This is a genomic window from Klebsiella sp. Sb-30 (assembly GCF_057652795.1).
Map to the genome: position 1 here is coordinate 4,308,418 of NZ_CM172749.1, position 23,965 is coordinate 4,332,382.

Here is a 23,965-nt window from a genome sequence, read left to right on the forward strand (position 1 = left end):
ATGTTGCTTCCGCTGATTACGGGCATGCCCGTTATCCTGTGTAATATGCTGCTGCAATCTCTGGTGTCCATCTGGTGCATTCGCTTTTATCTCAAGCGTTTCCACAGCAAAGAGGGGCTACTTGCCGGCGTACTGGCGCTGTTTGGCACCATCATCATCATTTTAATGGGTAATTTGCTGCAGATTTTGCTCTGGGGAGTGCTGTTTGTCTGGCTGGGCGAGTTTCCGACGCTGCTGGATGCGGTGTATCACTCCGGGGTTAACTTCGCGACATTGGGGTATGGCGATGTTGTGATGAGCGCCAGATGGAAGCTGCTCGGCCCGCTGGAGGCGGTCAACGGGGCGCTGATGATCGGTCTGTCCGGTGCCTGCATGCTGGCCGTTATGCAACATCATATTCGCAAGCAATTGAAATATATGAAATGAACTCGGTGAGTTTGTTTTTACGAGCGCCGAAACGACGAAAGCCTGAATCATTGCTGATTCAGGCTTTCTGAATAGTGGCGGAACGGACGGGACTCGAACCCGCGACCCCCTGCGTGACAGGCAGGTATTCTAACCGACTGAACTACCGCTCCACTTACTGTTCCCTTGGGAACGAGGCGAATATTACGGATTCCCCGTAACGCCGTCAACGCTTTTTCTTCAGTTTTGAATCGTTTGCTGTAAAAATCACCCGTCAGATGATTTTTACAGCATATCTCAGTGGCTCAGGCGCGCCACAGGCAGCTTCCGCCTTTCTTTTGCACCAGATCGAGTCGGGATTCATGGCTCACGATCTCGTCATCAGTCGCATAAACCACGCGTAACTTGCTGGCGGCGCGAACAACCCGCTGTATTCCCATTTCTCCGGCCTGCTGCTGCCCCTCACCTTCCATTGAAAATGCCATCGTCGTCTGACCACCGGTCATCATCAGATAGACATCGGCCAGAATCTGGGCATCGAGTAATGCCCCGTGCAGCGTACGCTTACTGTTGTCTATTTCATAACGTGAGCACAGCGCATCCAGGCTATTACGCTTACCGGGGAACATTTTCCGCGCCAGCGCGAGGCTATCGGTGACTTTGCAGAAAGTATTCGTTTTCGCAATGCCGCGATTCAACTTGCTGAATTCATAATCCATAAAGCCGATATCAAACGAGGCATTATGGATGACCAGCTCCGCGCCGCGGATATAGTCTATAAACTCGTCGGCCACATCCGCAAACACCGGTTTATCCATCAGGAATTCATCGGCGATCCCGTGAACGCCGAACGCTTCCGGGTCCACCAGCCGGTCCGGTTTCAGATAAACATGGAAGTTGTTCCCGGTGAGGCGGCGGTTGATCACCTCTACCGCACCGATCTCAATGATCTTATGTCCTTCGTAGTGCGCACCGATCTGATTCATACCGGTGGTTTCAGTATCGAGAACAATCTGTCGTGTAATTGCAGTGCTCATATCAGTCATTTATGTCAGACTTGCCGTTTATCTATCGATTTCAATTACAGGAAGTCTACCAGAGATGCTTAAACAGGTAGAAATTTTCACCGATGGTTCATGCCTGGGAAATCCTGGGCCCGGTGGTTATGGGGCAATTTTACGCTATCGCGGAAAAGAAAAAATCTTTAGTCAGGGCTATCACCTCACCACCAACAACCGGATGGAGATGATGGCGGCAATCGTCGCTCTCGAAGCGCTGAAAGAGCAGTGCGAAGTGATCCTCAGCACCGACAGCCAGTACGTGCGTCAGGGGATCACCCAGTGGATCCATAACTGGAAAAAACGCGGCTGGAAAACCGCTGACAAAAAACCGGTTAAAAATGTCGATCTCTGGCAGCGCCTGGATGCCGCGCTCGGTCAGCATCAAATCAAATGGGAATGGGTCAAAGGCCACGCCGGTCACCCGGAAAATGAACGCTGTGATGAGCTGGCACGCGCTGCCGCCTCCAGCCCGACGCAGAGCGACACCGGCTACCAGCCAGAAAGCTAACTCTGCCCGTTGCGCCACTGCCGCGTGGCGCCAACCGTCTGACGCAGCTGCGTTTTTGCTTTTCCTGATTTCATCGGGTTTAGCGTCAGCGGAACCGTCCGTTTTCGGGCAACAATCAGCTGCAGGCAGCCCAGAGCCGGCAGGTGCGCGCTGAGGAGTTTGCCGCCATGCCTGGACCAGGGCAGTACCTGATAGCGGCCATAATGCAGCACCTCAAAATTCAATAACGCCAGCCAGTCCAGCTGGCGCGTCAACGTAAACATCCGGCTGTTGTAGGGGGTCGTCTTACGTAATACCGGCACCAGCTTACGCAGCCCCATCAGACTGACGGGGTTAAAGCCGGTCAAAATCATCCAGCCGTCATCAATCAATACCCGGTCGGCCTCACGTAGCAAACGATGCGGATCGCTGCACCACGGCAAAGTATGCGCCAGCAGGCAGGCATCAACCGATTTTTCCGCAAAAGGAAGATGCAGCGGATCGGCTTTCACCTGAATCGGGTTGCCCTGCAAAGATACATTCACCTGATGAGAGATAGCACAGGCTTCCGTATTGATTTCCGCGCTCAGATTGCCAATCTTAAGCAAATGAAAGCCATATAATTTAGCCAGCCACGGTTTCATCTGCCGTTCCAGCGATTCGCGATAGTATTCGCCCCAGGGCATACTGGACCAGTGCTCGGGCGCTGTGATTGTCTGAGGTATCCTTGCCGGCTTCATCGCAACCTTCCGCTACGCTTTGAGAGGTAATTAATGAATCTTATCAGCATTCCCGCATTTCAGGACAACTACATCTGGGTTCTTAGTGAGGAGAACGGCCGCTGTCTTATCGTCGATCCCGGCGAAGCGGCGCCGGTACTGGCCGCCATCGAGACCAATCACTGGCAACCCGAAGCCATTTTGCTGACCCACCACCACCACGATCATGTTGGCGGTGTAAAACAACTGCGTGAAAAGTTCCCGGATCTTGTGGTTTACGGACCGGCAGAAACCCAGGATAAAGGCACCACTCACCTGGTGGCCGATGGCGATCGGGTGATGATTTTGGGTCACGAATTTTCTATTTTTTCCACGCCCGGTCACACTTTAGGACACATCTGTTTCTACAGCGAACCTTATCTTTTCTGTGGCGATACAATGTTTTCCGGCGGCTGCGGAAGACTTTTCGAAGGAACGGCGGATCAGATGTATCAATCATTTAGGAAAATAAACGCGCTTCCTGAGGATACTCTGATTTGTTGTGCACATGAGTATACTTTAGCAAATATGAAGTTTGCATTGAGTATCCTGCCTCATGACAGGGATATAAATGATTACTACCATAAAGTTAATGAGTTACGTGCAAAAAAACAAAAAACACTCCCCGTAACTCTGAAAAATGAGCGACGTATAAATATTTTTTTACGCACGGATGACAATGATTTAATTAAAGAAATATCCAAAGAAACAAATTTGCAACACTCTGCGCAGAGATTTGCCTGGTTAAGGTCAAAGAAAGATGACTTCTGATATTTAATTCTTGTCATTCGCCGCCTTCACCGTTATTCTTGCTCGTCTTTTAAGCAACTATTGACACACACATGAAGGCACGAGCGATTTTACTCGCCTCTGTCCTGCTGGTGGGGTGCCAGTCGTCGAAAAACGATGGCAACGTCCAACAGCACGCACAGAGCCTTTCTGCAGCTGGTCAAGGGGAAGCAGGTAAGTTCACAAGTCAAGCGCGCTGGTTAGATGATGGAACCTTCTACGCGCAAGACCAGGATCTGTGGACTTCCATAGGCGACGAGCTAAAGATGGGAATACCGGAAAATCCCCGGATTCGCGAACAAAAACAGAAGTATTTAAGTAATAAGAGCTATCTCCACGATGTAACTTTACGGGCAGAGCCGTATATGTACTGGATAGCCGGGCAAGTTAAGAAACGTAACATGCCAATGGAACTGGTATTACTACCCATAGTGGAGAGCGCTTTTGACCCGCACGCAACGTCTGGCGCCAATGCCGCAGGCATCTGGCAGATCATTCCGAGCACCGGGCGCAATTATGGTTTGAAACAGACCCGCAGCTACGATGCGCGTCGTGACGTCGTCGCCTCTACAACGGCGGCGCTGGATATGATGCAGCGTCTGAACAAGATGTTCGACGGCGACTGGTTGTTAACTGTCGCAGCGTACAACAGCGGCGAAGGTCGGGTGCTGAAGGCAATGAAAGCGAACCGTTCGCGTGGTAAACCCACCGATTTCTGGTCACTTCCATTACCGCGGGAAACCAAGGTGTATGTGCCTAAAATGCTGGCGTTGAGTGATATTCTCAAAAACAGCAAACGTTATGGCGTGAAGCTGCCGACGGCAGACGAAAGCCGTGCGCTGGCGCGTGTTCGCCTCGACAGTCCGGTTGAGATTAGCCAGCTCGCAGATATGGCAGGTATACCCGTCGGCAAGCTGAAAACCTTCAACGCCGGCGTCAAGGGATCAACCCTCGGTGCCAGCGGGCCAAAGTACGTTATGGTGCCACAAAAGCACGCCGCTCAGCTGCGTGAATCACTGGCCTCTGGCGACATTGCCGCCGTGCAACCTACGCTGCTGGCGGACAACACGCCGTTGACCAGCCGTAGCTACAAGGTGCGTTCGGGTGATACGGTTTCCGGGATTGCTTCGCGTCTTGGCGTATCGACGAAAGATCTGCAGCAGTGGAATAACCTGCGCGGGTCTGGGTTGAAAGTGGGCCAAAACCTGGTGATTGGCGCCGGTAGCAGCGCGCAGCGTCTTGCCAACAACAGCGATAGCATCACCTATCGCGTGCGTAAAGGCGATTCGTTGTCGAGCATCGCGAAACGTCACGGCGTGAATACACGTGATGTGATGCGCTGGAATAGCGGCACGGGTGATCTGAAGCCTGGCGACCAGCTGACGCTGTACGTGAAGAACAGCGACAGGCCAGACTCCTGATATATCGACTTAATAGAAAAGGCACCGGAATCCGGTGCCTTTTTGTTTTAACGCGTTTTTTGTTTTAAAGCGCTTTATGCGCTTCAAACATAATCGTATCGCTGGTAAATGAGCCGTCCTGCTGCAAAGCGAAATAGGCTTTGACCTCTGCGGATGCGCTCTCCTGATATAAACGGATGGCCTCCACCAGCGGCGCTGGCGTGCGCATGCGGGCGACCCAGGAGGCAAATTCCAGCGGCAAGCGATCGGTCAACAGCTGATTGACGGCCAGCCCGGCCTCATTCGCTAACGCCAGCCATTCTCCGCTCGAGTAGTTACGCACATGGGACGTATCACGCAGCGCTTCAACGGTTTGCAGCCAGATATCGCGTACGGGATGCCCGGGCGACATCACATCCATAATAATCATCACGCCGCCCGGCTTCAGGACGCGCTTAACCTCACGCAGCGCCTGGCCAACATCATGCCAGTGATGGGCAGAATAGCGGCTTATCACCACATCAAAGCTGGCATCGGCAAACGGCAGCGTTTCAGCATACCCCTGTTGGGTAGCAATATTGGTGAAACCTTTATCTTTTGCGGCTTCAGCAACCACCTCCAGCATCTGGCTCGATAAATCATAAGCCGTGACCTGCGCCACCTGCCCCGCTGCGGTAAAGCTGGCGTGCCCTGCCCCGCATCCCATATCCAGCAACGTTGCCTGTGGGAAATCGGCCAGCCGTTCGGCCAGGCGCTGCAGATCGCGCCCGGAAGCGTGCACGGCGCTGGTCAGGTAGGCGCTAGCCTGTGAGCCGAACTGCTTTTCGACATTGTCATGGTGAGAGCGTGTTGTCATTGTGTTGTCCTTCGGTTGTGTGAGTAATTAAGGGCAGCATCGTGCTGAGCGCAGACCTGCCCGATGGCAGGCCTGACATACCTTAATTAATCAGGCTTGCCGGGACTGAATTCGACTAGTAGCGGGTTGTGGTCAGAGGCGCGCGTCACCAGCACGGAAGCATCGTGTACGCTTAACCCACGATAGAAGACAAAATCAAGCGGGCGACCAAACGCGCGGCGGCGCTGATCGTCAGGGAAACGGACTTCACGCAGCGACATTTCTCGCGCAAAGTGATAGAGCGCATTCATTCGTGAGCGGCTCCAGGCATTGAAGTCACCGGCCATAATCACCGGTCCACTGTGATGGGCAATTTGATCGCCAATCGGCAGCAGCTGCTTGCTGTAGACATCGACGCCGAGGCTGAAATTTACTGCGTGAATATTCACAACCATCAGTAAACGCGTATCCGGCAGCGGATACACGGTCACTAACGCAGACTTTGCCAGCCGCAGAATCGGCTCACGCTCGCGCAGCGGGCAGCAGTACACCGGATGCGCCGAAGCCAGCGTCATGACACCAGAGGGGTGCTGCGGCAACACCAGAGCCGGAACCTGATCGGCGGCCAGGTAGTTCGTCGTCGCAAATCGCACCATTTCAGGGGTCGTTTGTGCTTCCTGTAACAGCACAAGATGGGCATCTTTACCGAAGTTCTTGAGAACGGACTTCCACTCAGCGCGCTGCTGCTTAAAGATATTCCACACCAGGACGCGGATCTTTTCATCTGTGCTTAATGGCACGCCGGCAGGAAATGCCTGGCCCACGCTTGCGAATGACCCCGGAGGCAAAATTCTCTCCGCGGGCTGTCCGGCAACGTAGCGCATAGCATAAGTGTTCTTTCGCAATTTGGGCATCAAACCTCGATAACAGGAAACCAGCCTGACTGCGGCTGGTTCTTCTGTTATAGGGACTTTCACGGGTACTTTCAATGCAATTCGCGAGAAACCTTTATCCTTCGACGTTCACCGTCTTTGCCGGTCGGTACTTATCCAGACGCCCACTGCGCACTACCAGCAGCAGCGCGGCGAAGACAATGATGGCCCCTATCCACGGCGTCTCGGCCAGACCATAGCGCTCCACCGTTTGCCCACCGATAACGGAACCTAACGCTATGCCAACGTTGAATGCGGCGATATTCAGGCCGGAGGCCACGTCAACCGCACCCGGCGTATACTGCTCGGCTTTTTGCACTACGTAAACCTGCAGCCCCGGCACGTTACCGAAGGCAAAAATCCCCATCACCAGCACCGTTGCCAGCGCAGCATACTGGATACTGGCGGTAAACTGGAACACCAGCAGCAGGACGACCAGGGCGGCAAAGATAAATTTCAGTGCCGCAACGGCCCCATGCTTATCGGCCAGTTTTCCGCCCCAGACGTTGCCAATGGCCACCGAGATACCATAGCCCAACAGAATCCAGCTCACCGTTGATGGACTAAATCCGGCCAGCTCCTGCATCATGGGGGCCAGGAAAGTAAACGCGGTGAAGACCCCGCCATATCCCAATGCGGTGATGGCATAAATCATCAACAGGCGCGGATGGGTGAGGACTTTTATCTGATCGCGCAGGCTTGCGCTGGCGCGGCCTGGGATGTTGTTCGGTACCAAAATCAGACTGCTCACCAGTGCAATGACGCCGAGAATGGAGACGGCGAGAAAGGTTTCTCGCCAGCCAAAATGCTGACCGATAAAGGTCCCGATCGGCACACCGGTCACCAGGGCGACCGTTAAGCCACCAAACATAATGGCGATGGCCGAAGCGGCTTTCTCTTTCGGTACCAGGCTCGTCGCGATAGTTGAGCCAATTGAGAAAAACACACCGTGTGCCAGGCCCGTCAGCAGACGTGCAAAGACCAGCGTCGCATAGCCAGGAGCCTGCCAGGCCAGCAGGTTACCGGCGGTAAAGAGCACCATCAGCGCCAGAAGCAGCTGTTTACGCGGCATACGTCCGGTTAATGCGGTCAGCACCGGCGCCCCGATGGCGACCCCCAGTGCGTAGATAGAAACCAACAGGCCGGCAGAAGGCAACGAGATCGCCAGTTGTTCCGCAATCGTGGGGACCAGCCCCACAATCACAAATTCCGTGGTACCAATAGCAAAGGCACCGATTGTTAAGGCAAGTAGCGCCAGTGGCATAATTTACTCCATATCATCAGGATTAAGATGACACGTAGTATGAAGCGGTGTTTAAATAACAAAAACTATCAAAGTCTCAATAGAATTTTGCTACAGGTGCAATAATGAGAGCCACTTCAGAAGAGATAGCCATCTTTATCGCCGTCGTTGAAAGCGGGAGCTTTAGCCGGGCGGCCGAACAGCTGGGGCAGGCTAACTCCGCCGTTAGTCGGGCGGTAAAGAAGCTGGAATCAAAGCTTGGCGTCAGCCTGCTGAACCGCACAACCCGTCAGCTCAACCTGACTGAAGAGGGAGAGCGCTATTTTCGTCGCATGCAGATTGTTCTGCAGGAGATGGCGGCGGCGGAGAATGAGCTTCTGGAGACCCGGACGACGCCGAGGGGATTGCTACGCGTTGATGCCGCTACGCCGGTGATGTTGCATTTCCTGATGCCGCTGGTGAAACCTTTCCGCGAGCGTTATCCGGAAATGACCCTGTCGTTGGTGTCATCAGAAACTTTTATCAATCTGATTGAGCGTAAGGTCGACGTCGCGATCCGCGCCGGCACGTTAACAGATTCCAGCCTTCGCGCCCGGCCGCTTTTTAACAGCTACCGTAAAATTATCGCCTCCCCGGACTATCTGGCTCGCCACGGTACGCCGAAAAATGTCGCTGACCTGAAAGATCACCTGTGCCTGGGCTTTACCGAGCCGGTCTCGTTGAATACCTGGCCTGTCTCCTGCTGCGATGGCCAACTGCTGGAAGTGAATTGTGAGATCTCGTCGAACAGCGGGGAAACCCTTAAGCAGCTATGTCTGGCGGGGAATGGTATTGCCTGTCTGTCCGATTATATGGTCAACCAGGAAATTGTGCGCGGGGAGTTTGTTGAACTGCTGGCCGAGAAACGCCTGCCGGTTGAAATGCCGTTCAGCGCGGTTTACTACAGTGACAGAGCCGTTAGCACGCGCATCCGGGCATTTATCGACTTTCTTAGCGAGCACGTAAAACAGCTCCCGCAGGAGCTGTGATACGCGCGTTCCCGACCGCTCTTTTCGCGCACTCGGCCAGGCACTGTACTGATTCAGACGATCAATCCCACTCAGGCGCCAGGCCTTCCGGGCTCACCAGACGATCGTTGCAATCCAGCGCGGCGATCGCTTTGCGATCCTCCTCATCCAGCTGAAGATCCTGAGCTTTCAGGTTGCTCGCCAGGTTTTCACGCTTCGTTGAAGAAGGAATCACCGCGTAGCCTTCCCCCAAAGCCCAGGCCAGAATCACCTGTGCCGGCGTCGCATTGTGTTTCGCCGCAATGCCCGCAATCACTTCATCTTGCAGCGCCTTACCATAAGCCAGCGTCATGTAAGAGGTGATATGGATACCGTGTTCCGCAGCCCACTCCACCACTTTACGGTTTTGCAGGTACGGAGAGAGCTCAATCTGATTGGTGGCGATATTTTCTGCACCGACGGCGGCAATCGCACGTTCCATTAGCGGGATGGTGAAGTTAGAGATACCAATCTGGCGGGTCAGCCCCTGCTTTTTCGCTTCCAGCAGCGCCGGCATAAATGCTTCGACGGCAACGGTATCGTTCGGCGACGGCCAGTGGATCAGCGTCAGATCGACATAATCTGTACGCAGCTTCTGCAGGCTCTCTTCAAGACTGGCGATAAGCTTTTCCGGGCTCAGGTTTTCAATCCATATTTTGGTGGTGATAAACAGCTCATCACGCGCCACGCCGCTTTCGGCGATAGCCTGGCCAACGGCCGCTTCATTATCATAGATCTGGGCGGTATCTATCGTACGGTAGCCCAGTTCCAGCGCCGTTTTCACTGATGCGATGACAACGTCATCTTTCAGGCGGAAGGTTCCAAGACCAAATGCAGGGATTGCCATAAAATTCCTCTTTTTTACTTAGTGTTAACTCATTGAGAATGATTATGACTGAGGCGATAGAGGGGAAAAAGATCGATAAATGCAGAGGATTTTTGCTGAAACAGCAACAATAGTACGACGGAAAAAGAAAAAGCCCTGAGCAAATGCTCAGGGCTTTTAATAAGTGGCGGAACGGACGGGACTCGAACCCGCGACCCCCTGCGTGACAGGCAGGTATTCTAACCGACTGAACTACCGCTCCACCGAATTTTTCTACAACTACTGATTTTTACATCAGTTTACTGCGTAATTTGATGCCTGGCAGTTTATGAATCACTCTGTGATTCACCCTTCGGGCCGTTGCTTCGCAACGTTCAAAAGCGTTCACTTTTGTCCTACTCTCTTTCGAGTAGTGAACTGCCTCAAAGGTCAGTGCCATACTTCTAATTTGATGCCTGGCAGTTCCCTACTCTCACATGGGGAGACCCCACACTACCATCGGCGCTACGGCGTTTCACTTCTGAGTTCGGCATGGGGTCAGGTGGGACCACCGCGCTATCGCCGCCAGGCAAATTCTGTTTTCACCCCGCATTCCTGCGCGATGATGAATCTGTAATCAAGCTGAACATTTCGTCTCTTCGCCAAAACAGCTTCGGCGTTGTAAGGTTAAGCCTCACGGTTCATTAGTATCGGTTAGCTCAACGTATCGCTACGCTTACACACCCGACCTATCAACGTCGTCGTCTTCAACGTTCCTTCAGGACTCTCAAGGAGTCAGGGAGAACTCATCTCGGGGCAAGTTTCGTGCTTAGATGCTTTCAGCACTTATCTTTTCCGCATTTAGCTACCGGGCAATGCCATTGGCATGACAACCCGAACACCAGTGATGCGTCCACTCCGGTCCTCTCGTACTAGGAGCAGCCCCCCTCAATTCTCCAGCGCCCACGGCAGATAGGGACCGAACTGTCTCACGACGTTCTAAACCCAGCTCGCGTACCACTTTAAATGGCGAACAGCCATACCCTTGGGACCTACTTCAGCCCCAGGATGTGATGAGCCGACATCGAGGTGCCAAACACCGCCGTCGATATGAACTCTTGGGCGGTATCAGCCTGTTATCCCCGGAGTACCTTTTATCCGTTGAGCGATGGCCCTTCCATTCAGAACCACCGGATCACTATGACCTGCTTTCGCACCTGCTCGCGCCGTCACGCTCGCAGTCAAGCTAGCTTATGCCATTGCACTAACCTCCTGATGTCCGACCAGGATTAGCTAACCTTCGTGCTCCTCCGTTACTCTTTGGGAGGAGACCGCCCCAGTCAAACTACCCACCAGACACTGTCCGCAACCCGGATCACGGGTCTACGTTAGAACATCAAACATTAAAGGGTGGTATTTCAAGGTTGGCTCCACGCAGACTGGCGTCCACGCTTCAAAGCCTCCCACCTATCCTACACATCAAGGCTCAATGTTCAGTGTCAAGCTATAGTAAAGGTTCACGGGGTCTTTCCGTCTTGCCGCGGGTACACTGCATCTTCACAGCGAGTTCAATTTCACTGAGTCTCGGGTGGAGACAGCCTGGCCATCATTACGCCATTCGTGCAGGTCGGAACTTACCCGACAAGGAATTTCGCTACCTTAGGACCGTTATAGTTACGGCCGCCGTTTACCGGGGCTTCGATCAAGAGCTTCTCCTTACGGATAACCCCATCAATTAACCTTCCGGCACCGGGCAGGCGTCACACCGTATACGTCCACTTTCGTGTTTGCACAGTGCTGTGTTTTTAATAAACAGTTGCAGCCAGCTGGTATCTTCGACTGATTTCAGCTCCATGAGCAAGTCACTTCACCTACCATCAGCGTGCCTTCTCCCGAAGTTACGGCACCATTTTGCCTAGTTCCTTCACCCGAGTTCTCTCAAGCGCCTTGGTATTCTCTACCTGACCACCTGTGTCGGTTTGGGGTACGATTTGATGTTACCTGATGCTTAGAGGCTTTTCCTGGAAGCAGGGCATTTGTTACTTCAGCACCGTAGTGCCTCGTCGTCACACCTCAGCGTTGAATAAACGACCGGATTTACCTAATCGTTCCGCCTACATGCTTAAACCGGGACAACCGTCGCCCGGCTAACATAGCCTTCTCCGTCCCCCCTTCGCAGTAACACCGAGTACAGGAATATTAACCTGTTTCCCATCGACTACGCCTTTCGGCCTCGCCTTAGGGGTCGACTCACCCTGCCCCGATTAACGTTGGACAGGAACCCTTGGTCTTCCGGCGAGCGGGCTTTTCACCCGCTTTATCGTTACTTATGTCAGCATTCGCACTTCTGATACCTCCAGCAACCCTCACAGGCCACCTTCAACGGCTTACAGAACGCTCCCCTACCCAACAACACATAGTGTCGCTGCCGCAGCTTCGGTGCATGGTTTAGCCCCGTTACATCTTCCGCGCAGGCCGACTCGACCAGTGAGCTATTACGCTTTCTTTAAATGATGGCTGCTTCTAAGCCAACATCCTGGCTGTCTGTGCCTTCCCACATCGTTTCCCACTTAACCATGACTTTGGGACCTTAGCTGGCGGTCTGGGTTGTTTCCCTCTTCACGACGGACGTTAGCACCCGCCGTGTGTCTCCCGTGATAACATTCTTCGGTATTCGTAGTTTGCATCGGGTTGGTAAGTCGGGATGACCCCCTAGCCGAAACAGTGCTCTACCCCCGAAGATGAATTCACGAGGCGCTACCTAAATAGCTTTCGGGGAGAACCAGCTATCTCCCGGTTTGATTGGCCTTTCACCCCCAGCCACAAGTCATCCGCTAATTTTTCAACATTAGTCGGTTCGGTCCTCCAGTTAGTGTTACCCAACCTTCAACCTGCCCATGGCTAGATCACCGGGTTTCGGGTCTATACCCTGCAACTTAACGCCCAGTTAAGACTCGGTTTCCCTGCGGCTCCCCTATACGGTTAACCTTGCTACAGAATATAAGTCGCTGACCCATTATACAAAAGGTACGCAGTCACCTAACAAGTAGGCTCCCACTGCTTGTACGTACACGGTTTCAGGTTCTTTTTCACTCCCCTCGCCGGGGTTCTTTTCGCCTTTCCCTCACGGTACTGGTTCACTATCGGTCAGTCAGGAGTATTTAGCCTTGGAGGATGGTCCCCCCATATTCAGACAGGATACCACGTGTCCCGCCCTACTCTTCGAGTTCACAACGTGTGCATTTTAGTGTACGGGGCTATCACCCTGTACCGCCGGACTTTCCAGACCGTTCCACTAACACACGCGCTGATTCAGACTCTGGGCTGCTCCCCGTTCGCTCGCCGCTACTGGGGGAATCTCGGTTGATTTCTTTTCCTCGGGGTACTTAGATGTTTCAGTTCCCCCGGTTCGCTTCGTTAAGCTATGTATTCACTTAACGATAGTGCAACGAATTGCACTGGGTTTCCCCATTCGGAAATCGCCGGTTATAACGGTTCATATCACCTTACCGACGCTTATCGCAGATTAGCACGTCCTTCATCGCCTCTGACTGCCAGGGCATCCACCGTGTACGCTTAGTCGCTTAACCTCACAACCCGAAACTGTTTCGTAAAACAGTCCGCGTTGCGAAAATTTGAGAGACTCGAACACACCGCTTTTTCCTCTCTTATTACGGAGAGAGGAAACAGTGTGTCGTTTCAATTTTCAGCTTGATCCAGATTTTTAAAGAGCAAAACTTCGCAGCATACCTTTTCAGGTACACTCTGAAGTTTTCTTGTTGTGCAGCAGTAAAGGATGGTGGAGCTATGCGGGATCGAACCGCAGACCTCCTGCGTGCAAGGCAGGCGCTCTCCCAGCTGAGCTATAGCCCCATTGTGTCATCTCTGTACCGGTAATTTTTGTTGAAGCAAGGCGTGGTGACACGAAGCATACTGAAGTATGTGAGTGTCGCCGCAACGCAGCATCAGCAAAAATTTGGTAGGCCTGAGTGGACTTGAACCACCGACCTCACCCTTATCAGGGGTGCGCTCTAACCACCTGAGCTACAAGCCTGCAGAGATTTTTTACTGCTTATTTTTCATCAGACAATCTGTGTGAGCACTACAAAGGCAGGTTCTTTCAGGTAAGGAGGTGATCCAACCGCAGGTTCCCCTACGGTTACCTTGTTACGACTTCACCCCAGTCATGAATCACAAAGTGGTAAGCGCCCTCCCGAAGGTTAAGCTACCTACTTCTTTTGCAACCCACTCCCATGGTGTGACGGGCGGTGTGTACAAGGCCCGGGAACGTATTCACCGTAGCATTCTGATCTACGATTACTAGCGATTCCGACTTCATGGAGTCGAGTTGCAGACTCCAATCCGGACTACGACATACTTTATGAGGTCCGCTTGCTCTCGCGAGGTCGCTTCTCTTTGTATATGCCATTGTAGCACGTGTGTAGCCCTACTCGTAAGGGCCATGATGACTTGACGTCATCCCCACCTTCCTCCAGTTTATCACTGGCAGTCTCCTTTGAGTTCCCGACCGAATCGCTGGCAACAAAGGATAAGGGTTGCGCTCGTTGCGGGACTTAACCCAACATTTCACAACACGAGCTGACGACAGCCATGCAGCACCTGTCTCAGAGTTCCCGAAGGCACCAAAGCATCTCTGCTAAGTTCTCTGGATGTCAAGAGTAGGTAAGGTTCTTCGCGTTGCATCGAATTAAACCACATGCTCCACCGCTTGTGCGGGCCCCCGTCAATTCATTTGAGTTTTAACCTTGCGGCCGTACTCCCCAGGCGGTCGACTTAACGCGTTAGCTCCGGAAGCCACTCCTCAAGGGAACAACCTCCAAGTCGACATCGTTTACAGCGTGGACTACCAGGGTATCTAATCCTGTTTGCTCCCCACGCTTTCGCACCTGAGCGTCAGTCTTTGTCCAGGGGGCCGCCTTCGCCACCGGTATTCCTCCAGATCTCTACGCATTTCACCGCTACACCTGGAATTCTACCCCCCTCTACAAGACTCTAGCCTGCCAGTTTCGGATGCAGTTCCCAGGTTGAGCCCGGGGATTTCACATCCGACTTGACAGACCGCCTGCGTGCGCTTTACGCCCAGTAATTCCGATTAACGCTTGCACCCTCCGTATTACCGCGGCTGCTGGCACGGAGTTAGCCGGTGCTTCTTCTGCGAGTAACGTCAATCACTAAGGTTATTAACCTTAATGCCTTCCTCCTCGCTGAAAGTACTTTACAACCCGAAGGCCTTCTTCATACACGCGGCATGGCTGCATCAGGCTTGCGCCCATTGTGCAATATTCCCCACTGCTGCCTCCCGTAGGAGTCTGGACCGTGTCTCAGTTCCAGTGTGGCTGGTCATCCTCTCAGACCAGCTAGGGATCGTCGCCTAGGTGAGCCATTACCCCACCTACTAGCTAATCCCATCTGGGCACATCTGATGGCATGAGGCCCGAAGGTCCCCCACTTTGGTCTTGCGACGTTATGCGGTATTAGCTACCGTTTCCAGTAGTTATCCCCCTCCATCAGGCAGTTTCCCAGACATTACTCACCCGTCCGCCGCTCGTCACCCGAGAGCAAGCTCTCTGTGCTACCGCTCGACTTGCATGTGTTAGGCCTGCCGCCAGCGTTCAATCTGAGCCATGATCAAACTCTTCAATTTAAGTTTGATGCTCGTGAATTAAACTTCGTAATGAATTACGTGTTCACTCAGAGACTTGGTATTCATTTTTCGTCCGAGGACGTTAAGAATCCATGTCACTTTGAGTGCCCACACAGATTGTCTGATAAATTGTTAAAGAGCAGTGCGACGGCGCTGAGCGCTCTGTCGCGAGGTGGCGTATATTACGCTTTCCTCTTTCAGAGTCAACCTCGTTTTTCAGAAGTTTTCTCTTTCAACCCGGCGGCTTGTTTGCCGTTGTTCCGTGTCGATGGAGGCGCATTATAGGGAGCCGAACGGGAATGACAAGCGGAAAAATACATTTTTATTTCAACCGCTCATCTTTTGTACTTAACGCCTATTTTTGCTGCTTTTTGATGGCTTCCGGCAGGTCTGCCAGGCTATTCAGCACCCAGTCTGCGGCATTTTCCGCTTCCGGCGTGACCGGCTTACCGGTACGAACCAGGACTTTAGTCCCAATAGATGCGGCGGCGGCGGCCTGCATATCTTCCACTTTATCGCCGACCATATAAGAAGCAGCCATATCTATATGAAGATAGTCGCGCGCCGAGATCAGCATCCCCGGGTGCGGCTTACGGCAATCACAGGTCTGACGGAACTCTTCAACCGTCCCCTGCGGGTGGTGCGGGCAGTAATAGATACCGTCCAGGTCGATACCGCGATCGGCCAGAGACCAGTCCATCCATTCGGTCAGCGTTTCAAACTGCGCTTCCGTGAACTTACCGCGCGCGATGCCGGACTGATTGGTGACCACCACCAGGGCGAATCCCATCTCCTTTAACTGACGCATCGCGTCAATGACGCCATCGATAAATTCAAAGTTGTCGATTTCGTGGACATAGCCATGATCGACATTAATCGTGCCGTCACGGTCGAGAAAAATTGCGGGTACTGACTTTGCCACCGGTTTGCTCCTGATAAAGGCTAGTCTGATTAGTATCGCATGTTTCTGCAGGCAAGAAAGTGCTCATTATACAGAGGCTGATTGATTTAGACGTCTGGATGCCTTAACATCCATTTCATTGACAGGCATCGCCTGGACACGGCAGAAGAAAATGCCACGGCAAACGGCTAAACGATAATAAATAACTGATGATTAAACTTTCGAATATCACCAAAGTGTTCCTGCAGGGGAATCGCACCATACAGGCTCTGGATAATGTCAGCCTGCATGTCCCTGCCGGACAAATTTATGGCGTGATCGGTGCATCCGGCGCCGGTAAAAGCACGCTGATTCGCTGCGTTAACCTACTGGAACGTCCGACCGAAGGCAGTGTCCTGGTTGACGGTCAGGAGCTGACCGCGCTGTCTGAAAAAGAGCTGACCCGCGCACGTCGCCAGATTGGCATGATTTTCCAGCACTTTAACCTGCTGGCCTCGCGCACCGTCTTCGGCAATGTAGCGCTCCCTCTGGAGCTGGATAATACCCCACAGGCGGAAATTAAGCGCCGCGTGACCGAACTGCTGGATCTGGTCGGTCTTGCCGATAAACATGACAGTTACCCGGCAAACCTCTCCGGCGGTCAGAAACAGCGTGTGGCTATTGCTCGCGCGCTGGCAAGCAACCCGAAGGTACTGCTGTGTGACGAAGCCACCAGCGCCCTGGACCCGGCAACCACGCGCTCCATTCTGGAACTGCTGAAAGATATCAACCGTCGCCTGGGCCTGACGATTCTGCTGATTACCCACGAGATGGATGTCGTCAAACGCATCTGTGATTGCGTCGCGGTTATCAGCAATGGCCAGTTGATCGAACAGGATACGGTGAGTGAAGTCTTCTCTCATCCGAAAACTCCGCTGGCCCAGCAGTTTATTCAATCCACGCTGCATCTGGATATTCCGGAAGACTACCAGGCTCGCCTGAAGCCGACCGCGCTACCCGATAGCGTTCCTATGCTGCGCATGGAGTTCACCGGCCATTCCGTCGACGCTCCGCTGCTCTCTGAAACCGCCCGCCGCTTTAATGTGAATAACAACATTATTAGCGCGCAGATGGATTACGCCGGCGGCGTGAAGTTCGGCATTATGCTGACCGAGATGCACGGCACGCAGGAAGATACCCAGGCGGCCATCGCCTGGTTGCAGGAACACCATGTAAAAGTAGAGGTACTGGGATATGTCTGAGGCAATGATTTGGCTGCTGTTGCGCGGCGTGTGGGAAACGCTGGCCATGACGTTCGTCTCCGGCTTTTTCGGTTTCGTCATCGGCCTGCCGGTGGGGGTGCTGCTGTACGTCACCCGCCCGGGACAGATTGTTGCCAACGCAAAGCTGTACCGGACGCTGTCCGCGCTGGTTAACATTTTCCGTTCCATCCCTTTCATTATCCTGCTGGTGTGGATGATTCCGTTTACTCGCGTGATTGTCGGTACGTCCATTGGGCTGCAGGCCGCCATTGTGCCGCTGACGGTTGGCGCGGCGCCGTTTATCGCCCGTATGGTGGAAAATGCGCTGCTGGAAATTCCGACCGGGCTTATCGAGGCATCCCGCGCGATGGGCGCCACGCCGATGCAGATCGTGCGTAAAGTGCTGCTGCCTGAAGCACTGCCGGGTCTGGTAAACGCTGCAACCATCACCCTCATTACGCTGGTCGGCTACTCCGCGATGGGCGGGGCGGTGGGTGCCGGCGGTCTGGGGCAGATTGGCTATCAGTACGGCTATATCGGCTACAACGCGACGGTAATGAATACCGTGCTGGTATTACTGGTTATTCTGGTTTATTTAATCCAATTCTCTGGCGATCGTATCGTCTGGGCTGTAACTCACAAATAACATTATCTACACCTCCTCATTCGGGTCGTCTCCGTGCGGCCCAATGACTCGTGTACACACAGACTCTGACAGAAAGGAAATAACATGGCCTTTAATTTCAAAACCTTTGCGGCAGTCGGCGCATTAATCGGTTCTCTGGCTCTGGTGGGTTGTGGCCAGGATGAAAAAGATCCGAACCATATTAAAGTCGGCGTCATCGTTGGTGCCGAGCAGCAGGTTGCCGAAGTGGCACAAAAAGTGGCGAAAGAGAAATACGGTCTCGACGTTGAGCTGGTGACCTTCAACGATTACGTTCTGCCGAACGAAGCATTGAGCAAAGGCGATATCGACGTTAACGCCTTCCAGCATAAACCGTACCTCGATCAGCAAATTAAAGACCGTGGCTACAAACTGGTTGCCGTGGGCAACTCCTTTGTCTATCCGATTGCCGGTTATTCCAAAAAAATCAAATCACTGGATGAGCTGCAGCCGGGCTCCCAGATTGCCATTCCTAACGATCCGACCAACCTCGGTCGTTCCCTGCTGCTGCTGCAACAGGTGGGCCTGATCAAACTGAAAGAAGGCGTTGGTCTGCTGCCGACTTCCCTGGATATCATTGAAAACCCGAAAAACCTGAAGATTGTTGAGCTGGAAGCACCGCAGCTGCCGCGCTCCCTCGACGATGCACAGATTGCGCTGGCGGTTATCAACACCACCTACGCCAGCCAGATCGGCCTGACTCCGGCCAAAGATGGTATTTTCGTAGAAGGTAAGGATTCTCCGTACGTGAACCTGATTGTTGCTCGCGAAGACAACAAAGATGCGGAAAATGTTAAGAAATTTGTTCAGGCTTACCAGAGCGATGAAGTTTACGAAGCCGCTAACAAAATCTTTAACGGCGGTGCAGTGAAAGGCTGGTAATCTCTTTTCACCGTAATATCATTCAGGACGGGCTTTATGCCCGTCTTGTCATTTATGCAAGCACCTGATTCAATAGCGCCCTGTTTGATCATTTATTGAGGAAATACTATGCGTGCTTTACCGGTCTGTTTGTTAGCACTCATGTTAAGCGGCTGTTCTATGCTAAGCAGATCTCCCGTCGAACCTGTACAAAGCACCGCAACCGCACCGGCCAAAACGGAGCCTGCCAAACCGAAAGCAGTACGTCCGGCGCCGGTAAGAATTTATACCGATGCCTCCGCACTGGTCGGGAAGCCATTCCGCGATCTTGGTGAAGTGACCGGCGAATCATGCCAGGCCAGCAATCAGGACTCGCCGCCCAATATCCCAACCGCCCGCAAGCGCCTGCAAATCAACGCAGCTAAAATGAAAGCCAACGCGGTCCTTCTGCACAGCTGTGAAGTCACCAGCGGCACACCAGGATGCTATCGCCAGGCCGTTTGCCTGGGTTCAGCGCTTAACGTCTCGGCGCAATGAGTGCTTTTCAGTTTGCGCAGATAGGCGTTATCCGCTCGCCATATAAAGAAAAATTTGCCGTCCCGCGCCAGCCAGGCCTGGTCAAACACGGCGGCGGCGAATTGCATCTGCTGCCACCTTATAACCAGGCTGATGCCGTCCGCGGCCTGGAAGCATTCAGTCATCTGTGGGTGCTGTTTGTTTTCCATCAGACGATGGAAGGCGGCTGGCGCCCCACCGTGCGCCCTCCCCGCCTCGGCGGCAACACGCGCATGGGCGTGTTCGCCACGCGTTCAACGTTTCGCCCGAATCCCATCGGGATGTCGCTGGTTGAACTGAAAGGCGTTCGCTGTCATAAAGATCAGGTCATCCTTCAGCTTGGCAGTCTGGATCTGGTTGACGGTACGCCGGTCGTCGATATCAAGCCTTACCTGCCGTTTGCCGAAGCCCTGCCGGATGCCAGCGCCAGCTACGCCCAGCAGGCGCCGCAGGCGGAGATGACGGTCAGCTTTACCCCTGAAACGCAGGCGCAGCTCTTCGCCCTGGAAAAGCGCTATCCGCACCTTAAAGCGTTTATCTGCGAGGTGCTGGCGCAGGATCCGCGGCCGGCCTATCGTAAAGAGGAAGAAGCGGGAAAAACCTATGCCGTCTGGCTGCTCGATTTTAACGTACGCTGGCGCGTGATTCCGTCCGGTTTTGAAGTCTTTTCCCTTGAACCGCGCTAATTTTATTTTCCTCTCTTTTGGCATCTTTGCCACACTGGTAAACTAAACCACTTTTTTTGTTTCAGGCTGGTCCCCCAGCCTGTTCCGATCGTCCAAATGGAACCGTAACAACATGCGTACTAGCCAATACCTGCTCTCCACTCAAAAGGAGACACCTGCCGACGCCGAAGTCATCAGCCATCAGTTGATGCTGCGCGCCGGGATGATCCGCAAGCTGGCCTCCGGGTTGTATACCTGGCTGCCGACCGGCCTGCGCGTCCTGAAAAAAGTCGAAAACATCGTGCGTGAGGAGATGAACAACGCCGGTGCCATCGAGGTGTCCATGCCGGTAGTTCAGCCAGCGGACCTGTGGCAGGAGAGCGGTCGCTGGGAGCAGTATGGGCCGGAACTGCTGCGTTTTGTTGATCGTGGCGAACGTCCGTTTGTTCTCGGTCCGACGCATGAAGAGGTCATTACCGACCTGATCCGTAACGAGCTGAACTCTTATAAGCAGCTGCCGCTGAACTTCTTCCAGATTCAGACCAAGTTCCGTGACGAAGTTCGCCCGCGCTTTGGCGTAATGCGTTCTCGTGAGTTCCTGATGAAAGATGCCTACTCTTTCCATACCTCTCAGGAATCGCTGCAAGAGACCTACGATGCGATGTATGCCGCCTACAGCAAAATCTTCACCCGCATGGGTCTTGATTTCCGCGCGGTACAGGCTGACACCGGCTCAATCGGCGGTAGCGCGTCTCATGAGTTCCAGGTTCTGGCGCAGAGCGGCGAAGATGACGTGATCTTCTCTGACAGCTCTGACTTCGCGGCCAACATTGAGTTTGCTGAAGCCGTTGCGCCGAAAGCGCCGCGTGCGGCGGCAACTCAGGAGATGACCCTGGTCGATACGCCGAATGCGAAAACCATCGCTGAGCTGGTCGAGCAGTTCAACCTGCCGGTTGAGAAGACCGTCAAAACGCTGCTGGTTAAAGCCGTTGAAGGTAGCAGCTACCCGCTGGTTGCCCTGCTGGTGCGCGGCGACCACGAGCTGAACGAAGTGAAAGCAGAAAAACTGGCGCAGGTTGCCAGCCCGCTGACCTTCGCCACTGAAGCAGAAATTCGCGCTATCGTTAACGCAGGTCCGGGTTCTCTGGGACCGGTGAATATGCCGATTCCGGTGGTTATCGACCGTACCGTGGCGGCAATGAGCGATTTCGCTGCCGGCGCCAATATCGATGGTAAACACTACTTCGGCATTAACTGGGATCGCGATGTGGCGACCCCGGAAGTCGCCGATATCCGTAACGTTGTCGCCGGCGATCCGAGCCCGGATGGTCAGGGTACGCTGCTGATTAAACGTGGCATCGAAGTGGGTCACATCTTCCAGCTGGGAACCAAGTACTCCCAGGCGATGAACGCTTCGGTACAAGGTGAAGACGGCCGTAACCAGGTGCTGACGATGGGCTGCTACGGCATCGGGGTAACCCGCGTGGTGGCTGCGGCCATTGAGCAGAACCATGACGACCGCGGTATTATCTGGCCAGACGCGATTGCGCCTTTCCAGGTCGCCATCCTGCCGATGAACATGCACAAATCCTACCGCGTGCAGGAGCTGGCTGAGAAGCTGTATAGCGAGCTGCGCGCCCAGGGTATCGAAGTGCTGATGGATGACCGTAAAGAGCGTCCGGGCGTGATGTTTGCCGATATGGAGCTGATTGGTATTCCGCATACCATCGTGCTCGGCGATCGCAACCTCGACAATGACGATATCGAATATAAATATCGTCGCAACGGCGAGAAGCAGCTGATCAAAACCGGCGATATCGTGAATTACCTGGTTAACGCAATCAAAGGCTGAACCCACCGCTAAACGTAAAAAGGCCCCGCAGATGCGGGGCCTTTTTTATGTTGGCAACCAGGTTCGCCGCGGCCTTTGTTTGCCGCGTTCGCGAGAAAACGGCTTACTGGCTACAGTCTTTGCCCGGCACGAATTTAATATCTTTATCCGCCATCAGCGTTTTCACCATCTCCCCGCTATCGGGGTTGGCTTCCAGCGTAAAGTGCCCTTCTACCACCAGCAGCACCGGGCGCGTTTGCGTCCCGCGAGCGGCGGCATAATCGCGCTCAAGCTGGGCATTATTAGCCACCGCGATCCGCTTACCGGTCGCGCAGTCGGTGAAGGTGGCCGCATCCGCCATATAGAAATACATCCCGCGCATGGTCATCGGCGTCGTCGGCAGACTGGCTTTAACCGATTTCAGGGTGTAGTTGAGCGTTGACTCAATGGGGTTACCTTCCCGATCGAGCATTTCCAGGGTTTCCCCCTTCGCGCGATAGTAGGACTTCTCACCTTTGCTGTCGGTCAGGACCAGCTTATCGGCGGTCCGCGCCCAGGTCCCGTACGAGGCGAACGATGACGGCTCACGGCTGACGCCCTGGTAACGTTCGTTCATTACCCAGCTGCCATCCTTTTCGAGGAACAGCGAGGTTTCAATCCCTTCACAATCGGCGCAGGGCAAAATACCACGCCAGCTTTGCTGCATCGGCTTCAGTTCTTCCATCGGCGCCGGCTGTAACATCTCGACATCCGAACGATGGTTGCAGCCAAATAGCGCAAAGAGCGAACACGCTACGGCAACAGAGAGTACGATTTTCTTCACTGTTAATTCCTTATAATCCATTCCACCCGTTCGCCATGCCGCCTACTGACGAACTTTCCCACGCAGTGCTTTGACAGAGGACTTTTGCGCCTTCGAGGCAAGACGACGCTCTTTTGACGCCCGGGTCGGCCGGGTCTCACGGCGACTTTTTTGCACTGCGGTTAATTCTTTTATTAACGCAACCAGACGGGAAATGGCCGCTTCACGATTCATTTCCTGGCTGCGATATTCCTGAGCCTTAATGATAACCACACCATCGGCAGAAATTAAGTGGTGACTGGCAGCCAGCAATCGTTCTTTATAATACTCAGGCAGGCTGGATGCTTTTATGTCAAAGCGCAGATGGATGGCGGTAGACGCTTTATTCACGTGCTGACCGCCCGCGCCCTGCGCGCGTATCCCGGACAACGTTATCTCTTCATCCGGAATAACCACGCTGCGGCTAATCGTAATCATGCCGACGGCTGCCACGCCGTTAAATGAATTTCCAGATTATTCTTAGCGTCAGATAGCCAGATTCCGCCGTCCTGTAAAGTGGCCTGTAGCACCATTGAACGATCGGCAAAAGCGCTGAGCCGGGCGAGCTGCTCATCATCCAGATACCAGACCGTCAGTTTGCTAAACTGCGCCATTTTGCTCTTGTTCTGCTGCCACCAGATTTCCGCTGCCCGGCTATTGTAGGCAAACAACACCACCTCCTGCGCCCGTGAACACGCTTTTTTAATCCGCCGCTCATCCGGCAAACCAAGCTCAATCCACAGGTCAACGCCGAGATGATCGTTGAGCAGCCACAGCTCCGCCTCATCATCAGACGAGAGACCACGGGTAAACTGCAGACGTTCGTCGGCGTATTTTATCCACGCCAGCAGGCGTAGCATCATGCGCTCCTGGGTTTCCGACGGATGCTGAGCCAGCGTCAGGCTGGCATCCAGAAACTGGTTGCGATCGAGATCGGCAACGTTCACCGTAGCCTTATAAATTGTCGCTTTCAGCGCCAT

The 23,965-nt window shown here is 53.6% G+C and carries 21 protein-coding genes, 4 tRNA genes and 3 rRNA genes; 11 read left to right on the forward strand and 17 right to left on the reverse strand.

All coding sequences use genetic code 11. The features are described from left to right. Nucleotides 1-426 (forward strand): ion channel, encoded by a 426-nt coding sequence (locus AC236I_RS20195; RefSeq protein WP_004858204.1) that lies wholly within the window; start codon nucleotides 1-3, stop codon nucleotides 424-426. A 75-nt stretch (nucleotides 427-501) separates the two neighbouring features. On the opposite strand, the gene AC236I_RS20200 is transcribed toward AC236I_RS20195, so the two are convergent. Together AC236I_RS20200 and dnaQ are read right to left on the reverse strand one after the other, a co-directional pair. Continuing rightward, nucleotides 502-578, reverse strand: a tRNA-Asp gene (locus AC236I_RS20200). Nucleotides 579-710: 132 nt separating this feature from the next. After that, nucleotides 711-1,442 carry a DNA polymerase III subunit epsilon gene (gene dnaQ / locus AC236I_RS20205; protein WP_015585096.1) on the reverse strand — a complete coding sequence of 244 codons (732 nt, stop codon included), beginning with the start codon at nucleotides 1,440-1,442 and terminating at the stop codon, nucleotides 711-713. 64 nt (nucleotides 1,443-1,506) lie between these two features. Here dnaQ and rnhA point away from each other — a divergent pair, with 64 nt between their 5' ends. After that, entirely contained in the window at nucleotides 1,507-1,974 is a 468-nt protein-coding gene (gene rnhA / locus AC236I_RS20210; protein WP_004858198.1) for a ribonuclease HI, read from the forward strand. On the opposite strand, the gene AC236I_RS20215 is transcribed toward rnhA, so the two are convergent. Beyond that, complete coding sequence (locus tag AC236I_RS20215) at nucleotides 1,971-2,693, reverse strand: class I SAM-dependent methyltransferase (RefSeq protein WP_004858196.1); 723 nt, start codon at nucleotides 2,691-2,693, stop codon at nucleotides 1,971-1,973. The two genes, rnhA and AC236I_RS20215, sit on opposite strands and share 4 nt — an antisense overlap. Nucleotides 2,694-2,726: 33 nt before the next feature. On the opposite strand from AC236I_RS20215, the gene gloB reads away from it, so the two are divergent. Both gloB and mltD read left to right on the forward strand, forming a co-directional pair. Further along, complete coding sequence (gloB, locus tag AC236I_RS20220) at nucleotides 2,727-3,482, forward strand: hydroxyacylglutathione hydrolase (protein WP_004858194.1); 756 nt, start codon at nucleotides 2,727-2,729, stop codon at nucleotides 3,480-3,482. Between the two features lie 71 nt (nucleotides 3,483-3,553). Continuing rightward, the gene (gene mltD / locus AC236I_RS20225; protein ID WP_004858192.1) at nucleotides 3,554-4,921 is read left to right on the forward strand and encodes a murein transglycosylase D; all 1,368 of its coding nucleotides are present in this window, start codon (nucleotides 3,554-3,556) and stop codon (nucleotides 4,919-4,921) included. A gap of 64 nt (nucleotides 4,922-4,985) precedes the next feature. Here the strand turns inward: mltD and AC236I_RS20230 are convergent, their stop codons facing one another. From AC236I_RS20230 to AC236I_RS20240, 3 genes are all read right to left on the reverse strand, one after another. Continuing rightward, nucleotides 4,986-5,756 (reverse strand): class I SAM-dependent methyltransferase, encoded by a 771-nt coding sequence (locus AC236I_RS20230; RefSeq protein WP_004858189.1) that lies wholly within the window; start codon nucleotides 5,754-5,756, stop codon nucleotides 4,986-4,988. An 86-nt stretch (nucleotides 5,757-5,842) separates the two neighbouring features. Next, complete coding sequence (locus tag AC236I_RS20235) at nucleotides 5,843-6,640, reverse strand: endonuclease/exonuclease/phosphatase family protein (RefSeq protein ID WP_015585098.1); 798 nt, start codon at nucleotides 6,638-6,640, stop codon at nucleotides 5,843-5,845. 103 nt (nucleotides 6,641-6,743) lie between these two features. After that, on the reverse strand, nucleotides 6,744-7,931 hold the full coding sequence (locus AC236I_RS20240; RefSeq protein ID WP_004858184.1) for an MFS transporter: 1,188 nt from the start codon (nucleotides 7,929-7,931) through the stop codon (nucleotides 6,744-6,746). A 104-nt stretch (nucleotides 7,932-8,035) separates the two neighbouring features. Between AC236I_RS20240 and yafC the strand changes: the two genes are divergently transcribed. Then, nucleotides 8,036-8,938 carry a DNA-binding transcriptional regulator YafC gene (gene yafC / locus AC236I_RS20245; RefSeq protein ID WP_004858181.1) on the forward strand — a complete coding sequence of 301 codons (903 nt, stop codon included), beginning with the start codon at nucleotides 8,036-8,038 and terminating at the stop codon, nucleotides 8,936-8,938. 61 nt (nucleotides 8,939-8,999) lie between these two features. On the opposite strand, the gene dkgB is transcribed toward yafC, so the two are convergent. The 8 genes from dkgB to gmhB all read right to left on the reverse strand — a co-directional run bounded on the left by dkgB (nucleotide 9,000) and on the right by gmhB (nucleotide 16,348). Further along, complete coding sequence (gene dkgB / locus AC236I_RS20250) at nucleotides 9,000-9,803, reverse strand: 2,5-didehydrogluconate reductase DkgB (RefSeq protein WP_004858179.1); 804 nt, start codon at nucleotides 9,801-9,803, stop codon at nucleotides 9,000-9,002. A 164-nt stretch (nucleotides 9,804-9,967) separates the two neighbouring features. After that, nucleotides 9,968-10,044, reverse strand: a tRNA-Asp gene (locus tag AC236I_RS20255). 191 nt (nucleotides 10,045-10,235) lie between these two features. Continuing rightward, a 5S ribosomal RNA gene (gene rrf / locus AC236I_RS20260) occupies nucleotides 10,236-10,351 on the reverse strand. Nucleotides 10,352-10,444: 93 nt separating this feature from the next. After that, nucleotides 10,445-13,351 (reverse strand): 23S ribosomal RNA (locus AC236I_RS20265). Between the two features lie 207 nt (nucleotides 13,352-13,558). Beyond that, a tRNA-Ala gene (locus AC236I_RS20270) sits at nucleotides 13,559-13,634 on the reverse strand. A 104-nt stretch (nucleotides 13,635-13,738) separates the two neighbouring features. After that, a tRNA-Ile gene (locus AC236I_RS20275) sits at nucleotides 13,739-13,815 on the reverse strand. A gap of 71 nt (nucleotides 13,816-13,886) precedes the next feature. Continuing rightward, nucleotides 13,887-15,426 (reverse strand): 16S ribosomal RNA (locus tag AC236I_RS20280). The 16S, 23S and 5S rRNA genes sit together here with 3 tRNA genes alongside, the layout of an rRNA operon. A 355-nt stretch (nucleotides 15,427-15,781) precedes the next feature. Beyond that, on the reverse strand, nucleotides 15,782-16,348 hold the full coding sequence (gene gmhB, locus AC236I_RS20285; protein ID WP_004858176.1) for a D-glycero-beta-D-manno-heptose 1,7-bisphosphate 7-phosphatase: 567 nt from the start codon (nucleotides 16,346-16,348) through the stop codon (nucleotides 15,782-15,784). Nucleotides 16,349-16,536: 188 nt separating this feature from the next. Between gmhB and metN the strand changes: the two genes are divergently transcribed. From metN to proS, 6 genes are all read left to right on the forward strand, one after another. Next, nucleotides 16,537-17,568 (forward strand): methionine ABC transporter ATP-binding protein MetN, encoded by a 1,032-nt coding sequence (metN, locus tag AC236I_RS20290; protein ID WP_004858173.1) that lies wholly within the window; start codon nucleotides 16,537-16,539, stop codon nucleotides 17,566-17,568. Continuing rightward, on the forward strand, nucleotides 17,561-18,214 hold the full coding sequence (locus AC236I_RS20295) for a methionine ABC transporter permease MetI (RefSeq protein ID WP_487608622.1): 654 nt from the start codon (nucleotides 17,561-17,563) through the stop codon (nucleotides 18,212-18,214). The genes metN and AC236I_RS20295 overlap by 8 nt, the downstream gene beginning before the upstream one ends. Nucleotides 18,215-18,298: 84 nt before the next feature. Further along, nucleotides 18,299-19,114 (forward strand): MetQ/NlpA family lipoprotein, encoded by an 816-nt coding sequence (locus tag AC236I_RS20300; RefSeq protein ID WP_004858169.1) that lies wholly within the window; start codon nucleotides 18,299-18,301, stop codon nucleotides 19,112-19,114. A 108-nt stretch (nucleotides 19,115-19,222) separates the two neighbouring features. Beyond that, entirely contained in the window at nucleotides 19,223-19,630 is a 408-nt protein-coding gene (rcsF, locus tag AC236I_RS20305) for an Rcs stress response system protein RcsF (protein ID WP_004858168.1), read from the forward strand. Further along, nucleotides 19,627-20,334, forward strand: a complete 708-nt coding sequence (gene tsaA / locus AC236I_RS20310; protein WP_088912187.1) for a tRNA (N6-threonylcarbamoyladenosine(37)-N6)-methyltransferase TrmO — start codon at nucleotides 19,627-19,629, stop codon at nucleotides 20,332-20,334. Before rcsF ends, tsaA begins: the two co-directional genes overlap by 4 nt. 112 nt (nucleotides 20,335-20,446) lie before the next feature. Then, nucleotides 20,447-22,165 (forward strand): proline--tRNA ligase, encoded by a 1,719-nt coding sequence (gene proS / locus AC236I_RS20315; protein WP_004858164.1) that lies wholly within the window; start codon nucleotides 20,447-20,449, stop codon nucleotides 22,163-22,165. Between the two features lie 103 nt (nucleotides 22,166-22,268). Here proS and nlpE read toward each other — a convergent pair whose 3' ends face one another. From nlpE to AC236I_RS20330, 3 genes are read right to left on the reverse strand one after another with little or no spacing between them, the layout of a single operon-like run. Further along, on the reverse strand, nucleotides 22,269-22,967 hold the full coding sequence (gene nlpE, locus AC236I_RS20320) for an envelope stress response activation lipoprotein NlpE (protein ID WP_004858161.1): 699 nt from the start codon (nucleotides 22,965-22,967) through the stop codon (nucleotides 22,269-22,271). 42 nt (nucleotides 22,968-23,009) lie between these two features. Next, nucleotides 23,010-23,423, reverse strand: a complete 414-nt coding sequence (gene arfB, locus AC236I_RS20325; protein ID WP_004858159.1) for an alternative ribosome rescue aminoacyl-tRNA hydrolase ArfB — start codon at nucleotides 23,421-23,423, stop codon at nucleotides 23,010-23,012. Continuing rightward, entirely contained in the window at nucleotides 23,420-23,965 is a 546-nt protein-coding gene (locus tag AC236I_RS20330; RefSeq protein ID WP_004858157.1) for a YaeQ family protein, read from the reverse strand. Before AC236I_RS20330 ends, arfB begins: the two co-directional genes overlap by 4 nt.

Bases quoted from the DNA above. Each gene is read 5' to 3' on its own strand.
- AC236I_RS20195 (WP_004858204.1), top strand. From the start codon at position 1: ATGTTGCTTCCGCTGATTACGGGCATGCCCGTTATCCTGTGTAATATG.
- dnaQ (WP_015585096.1), bottom strand. From the start codon at position 1,442: ATGAGCACTGCAATTACACGACAGATTGTTCTCGATACTGAAACCACC.
- rnhA (WP_004858198.1), top strand. From the start codon at position 1,507: ATGCTTAAACAGGTAGAAATTTTCACCGATGGTTCATGCCTGGGAAAT.
- AC236I_RS20215 (WP_004858196.1), bottom strand. From the start codon at position 2,693: ATGAAGCCGGCAAGGATACCTCAGACAATCACAGCGCCCGAGCACTGG.
- gloB (WP_004858194.1), top strand. From the start codon at position 2,727: ATGAATCTTATCAGCATTCCCGCATTTCAGGACAACTACATCTGGGTT.
- mltD (WP_004858192.1), top strand. From the start codon at position 3,554: ATGAAGGCACGAGCGATTTTACTCGCCTCTGTCCTGCTGGTGGGGTGC.
- AC236I_RS20230 (WP_004858189.1), bottom strand. From the start codon at position 5,756: ATGACAACACGCTCTCACCATGACAATGTCGAAAAGCAGTTCGGCTCA.
- AC236I_RS20240 (WP_004858184.1), bottom strand. From the start codon at position 7,931: ATGCCACTGGCGCTACTTGCCTTAACAATCGGTGCCTTTGCTATTGGT.
- yafC (WP_004858181.1), top strand. From the start codon at position 8,036: ATGAGAGCCACTTCAGAAGAGATAGCCATCTTTATCGCCGTCGTTGAA.
- dkgB (WP_004858179.1), bottom strand. From the start codon at position 9,803: ATGGCAATCCCTGCATTTGGTCTTGGAACCTTCCGCCTGAAAGATGAC.
- metN (WP_004858173.1), top strand. From the start codon at position 16,537: ATGATTAAACTTTCGAATATCACCAAAGTGTTCCTGCAGGGGAATCGC.
- AC236I_RS20295 (WP_487608622.1), top strand. From the start codon at position 17,561: ATGTCTGAGGCAATGATTTGGCTGCTGTTGCGCGGCGTGTGGGAAACG.
- AC236I_RS20300 (WP_004858169.1), top strand. From the start codon at position 18,299: ATGGCCTTTAATTTCAAAACCTTTGCGGCAGTCGGCGCATTAATCGGT.
- rcsF (WP_004858168.1), top strand. From the start codon at position 19,223: ATGCGTGCTTTACCGGTCTGTTTGTTAGCACTCATGTTAAGCGGCTGT.
- tsaA (WP_088912187.1), top strand. From the start codon at position 19,627: ATGAGTGCTTTTCAGTTTGCGCAGATAGGCGTTATCCGCTCGCCATAT.
- proS (WP_004858164.1), top strand. From the start codon at position 20,447: ATGCGTACTAGCCAATACCTGCTCTCCACTCAAAAGGAGACACCTGCC.
- arfB (WP_004858159.1), bottom strand. From the start codon at position 23,423: ATGATTACGATTAGCCGCAGCGTGGTTATTCCGGATGAAGAGATAACG.
- AC236I_RS20330 (WP_004858157.1), bottom strand. From the start codon at position 23,965: ATGGCGCTGAAAGCGACAATTTATAAGGCTACGGTGAACGTTGCCGAT.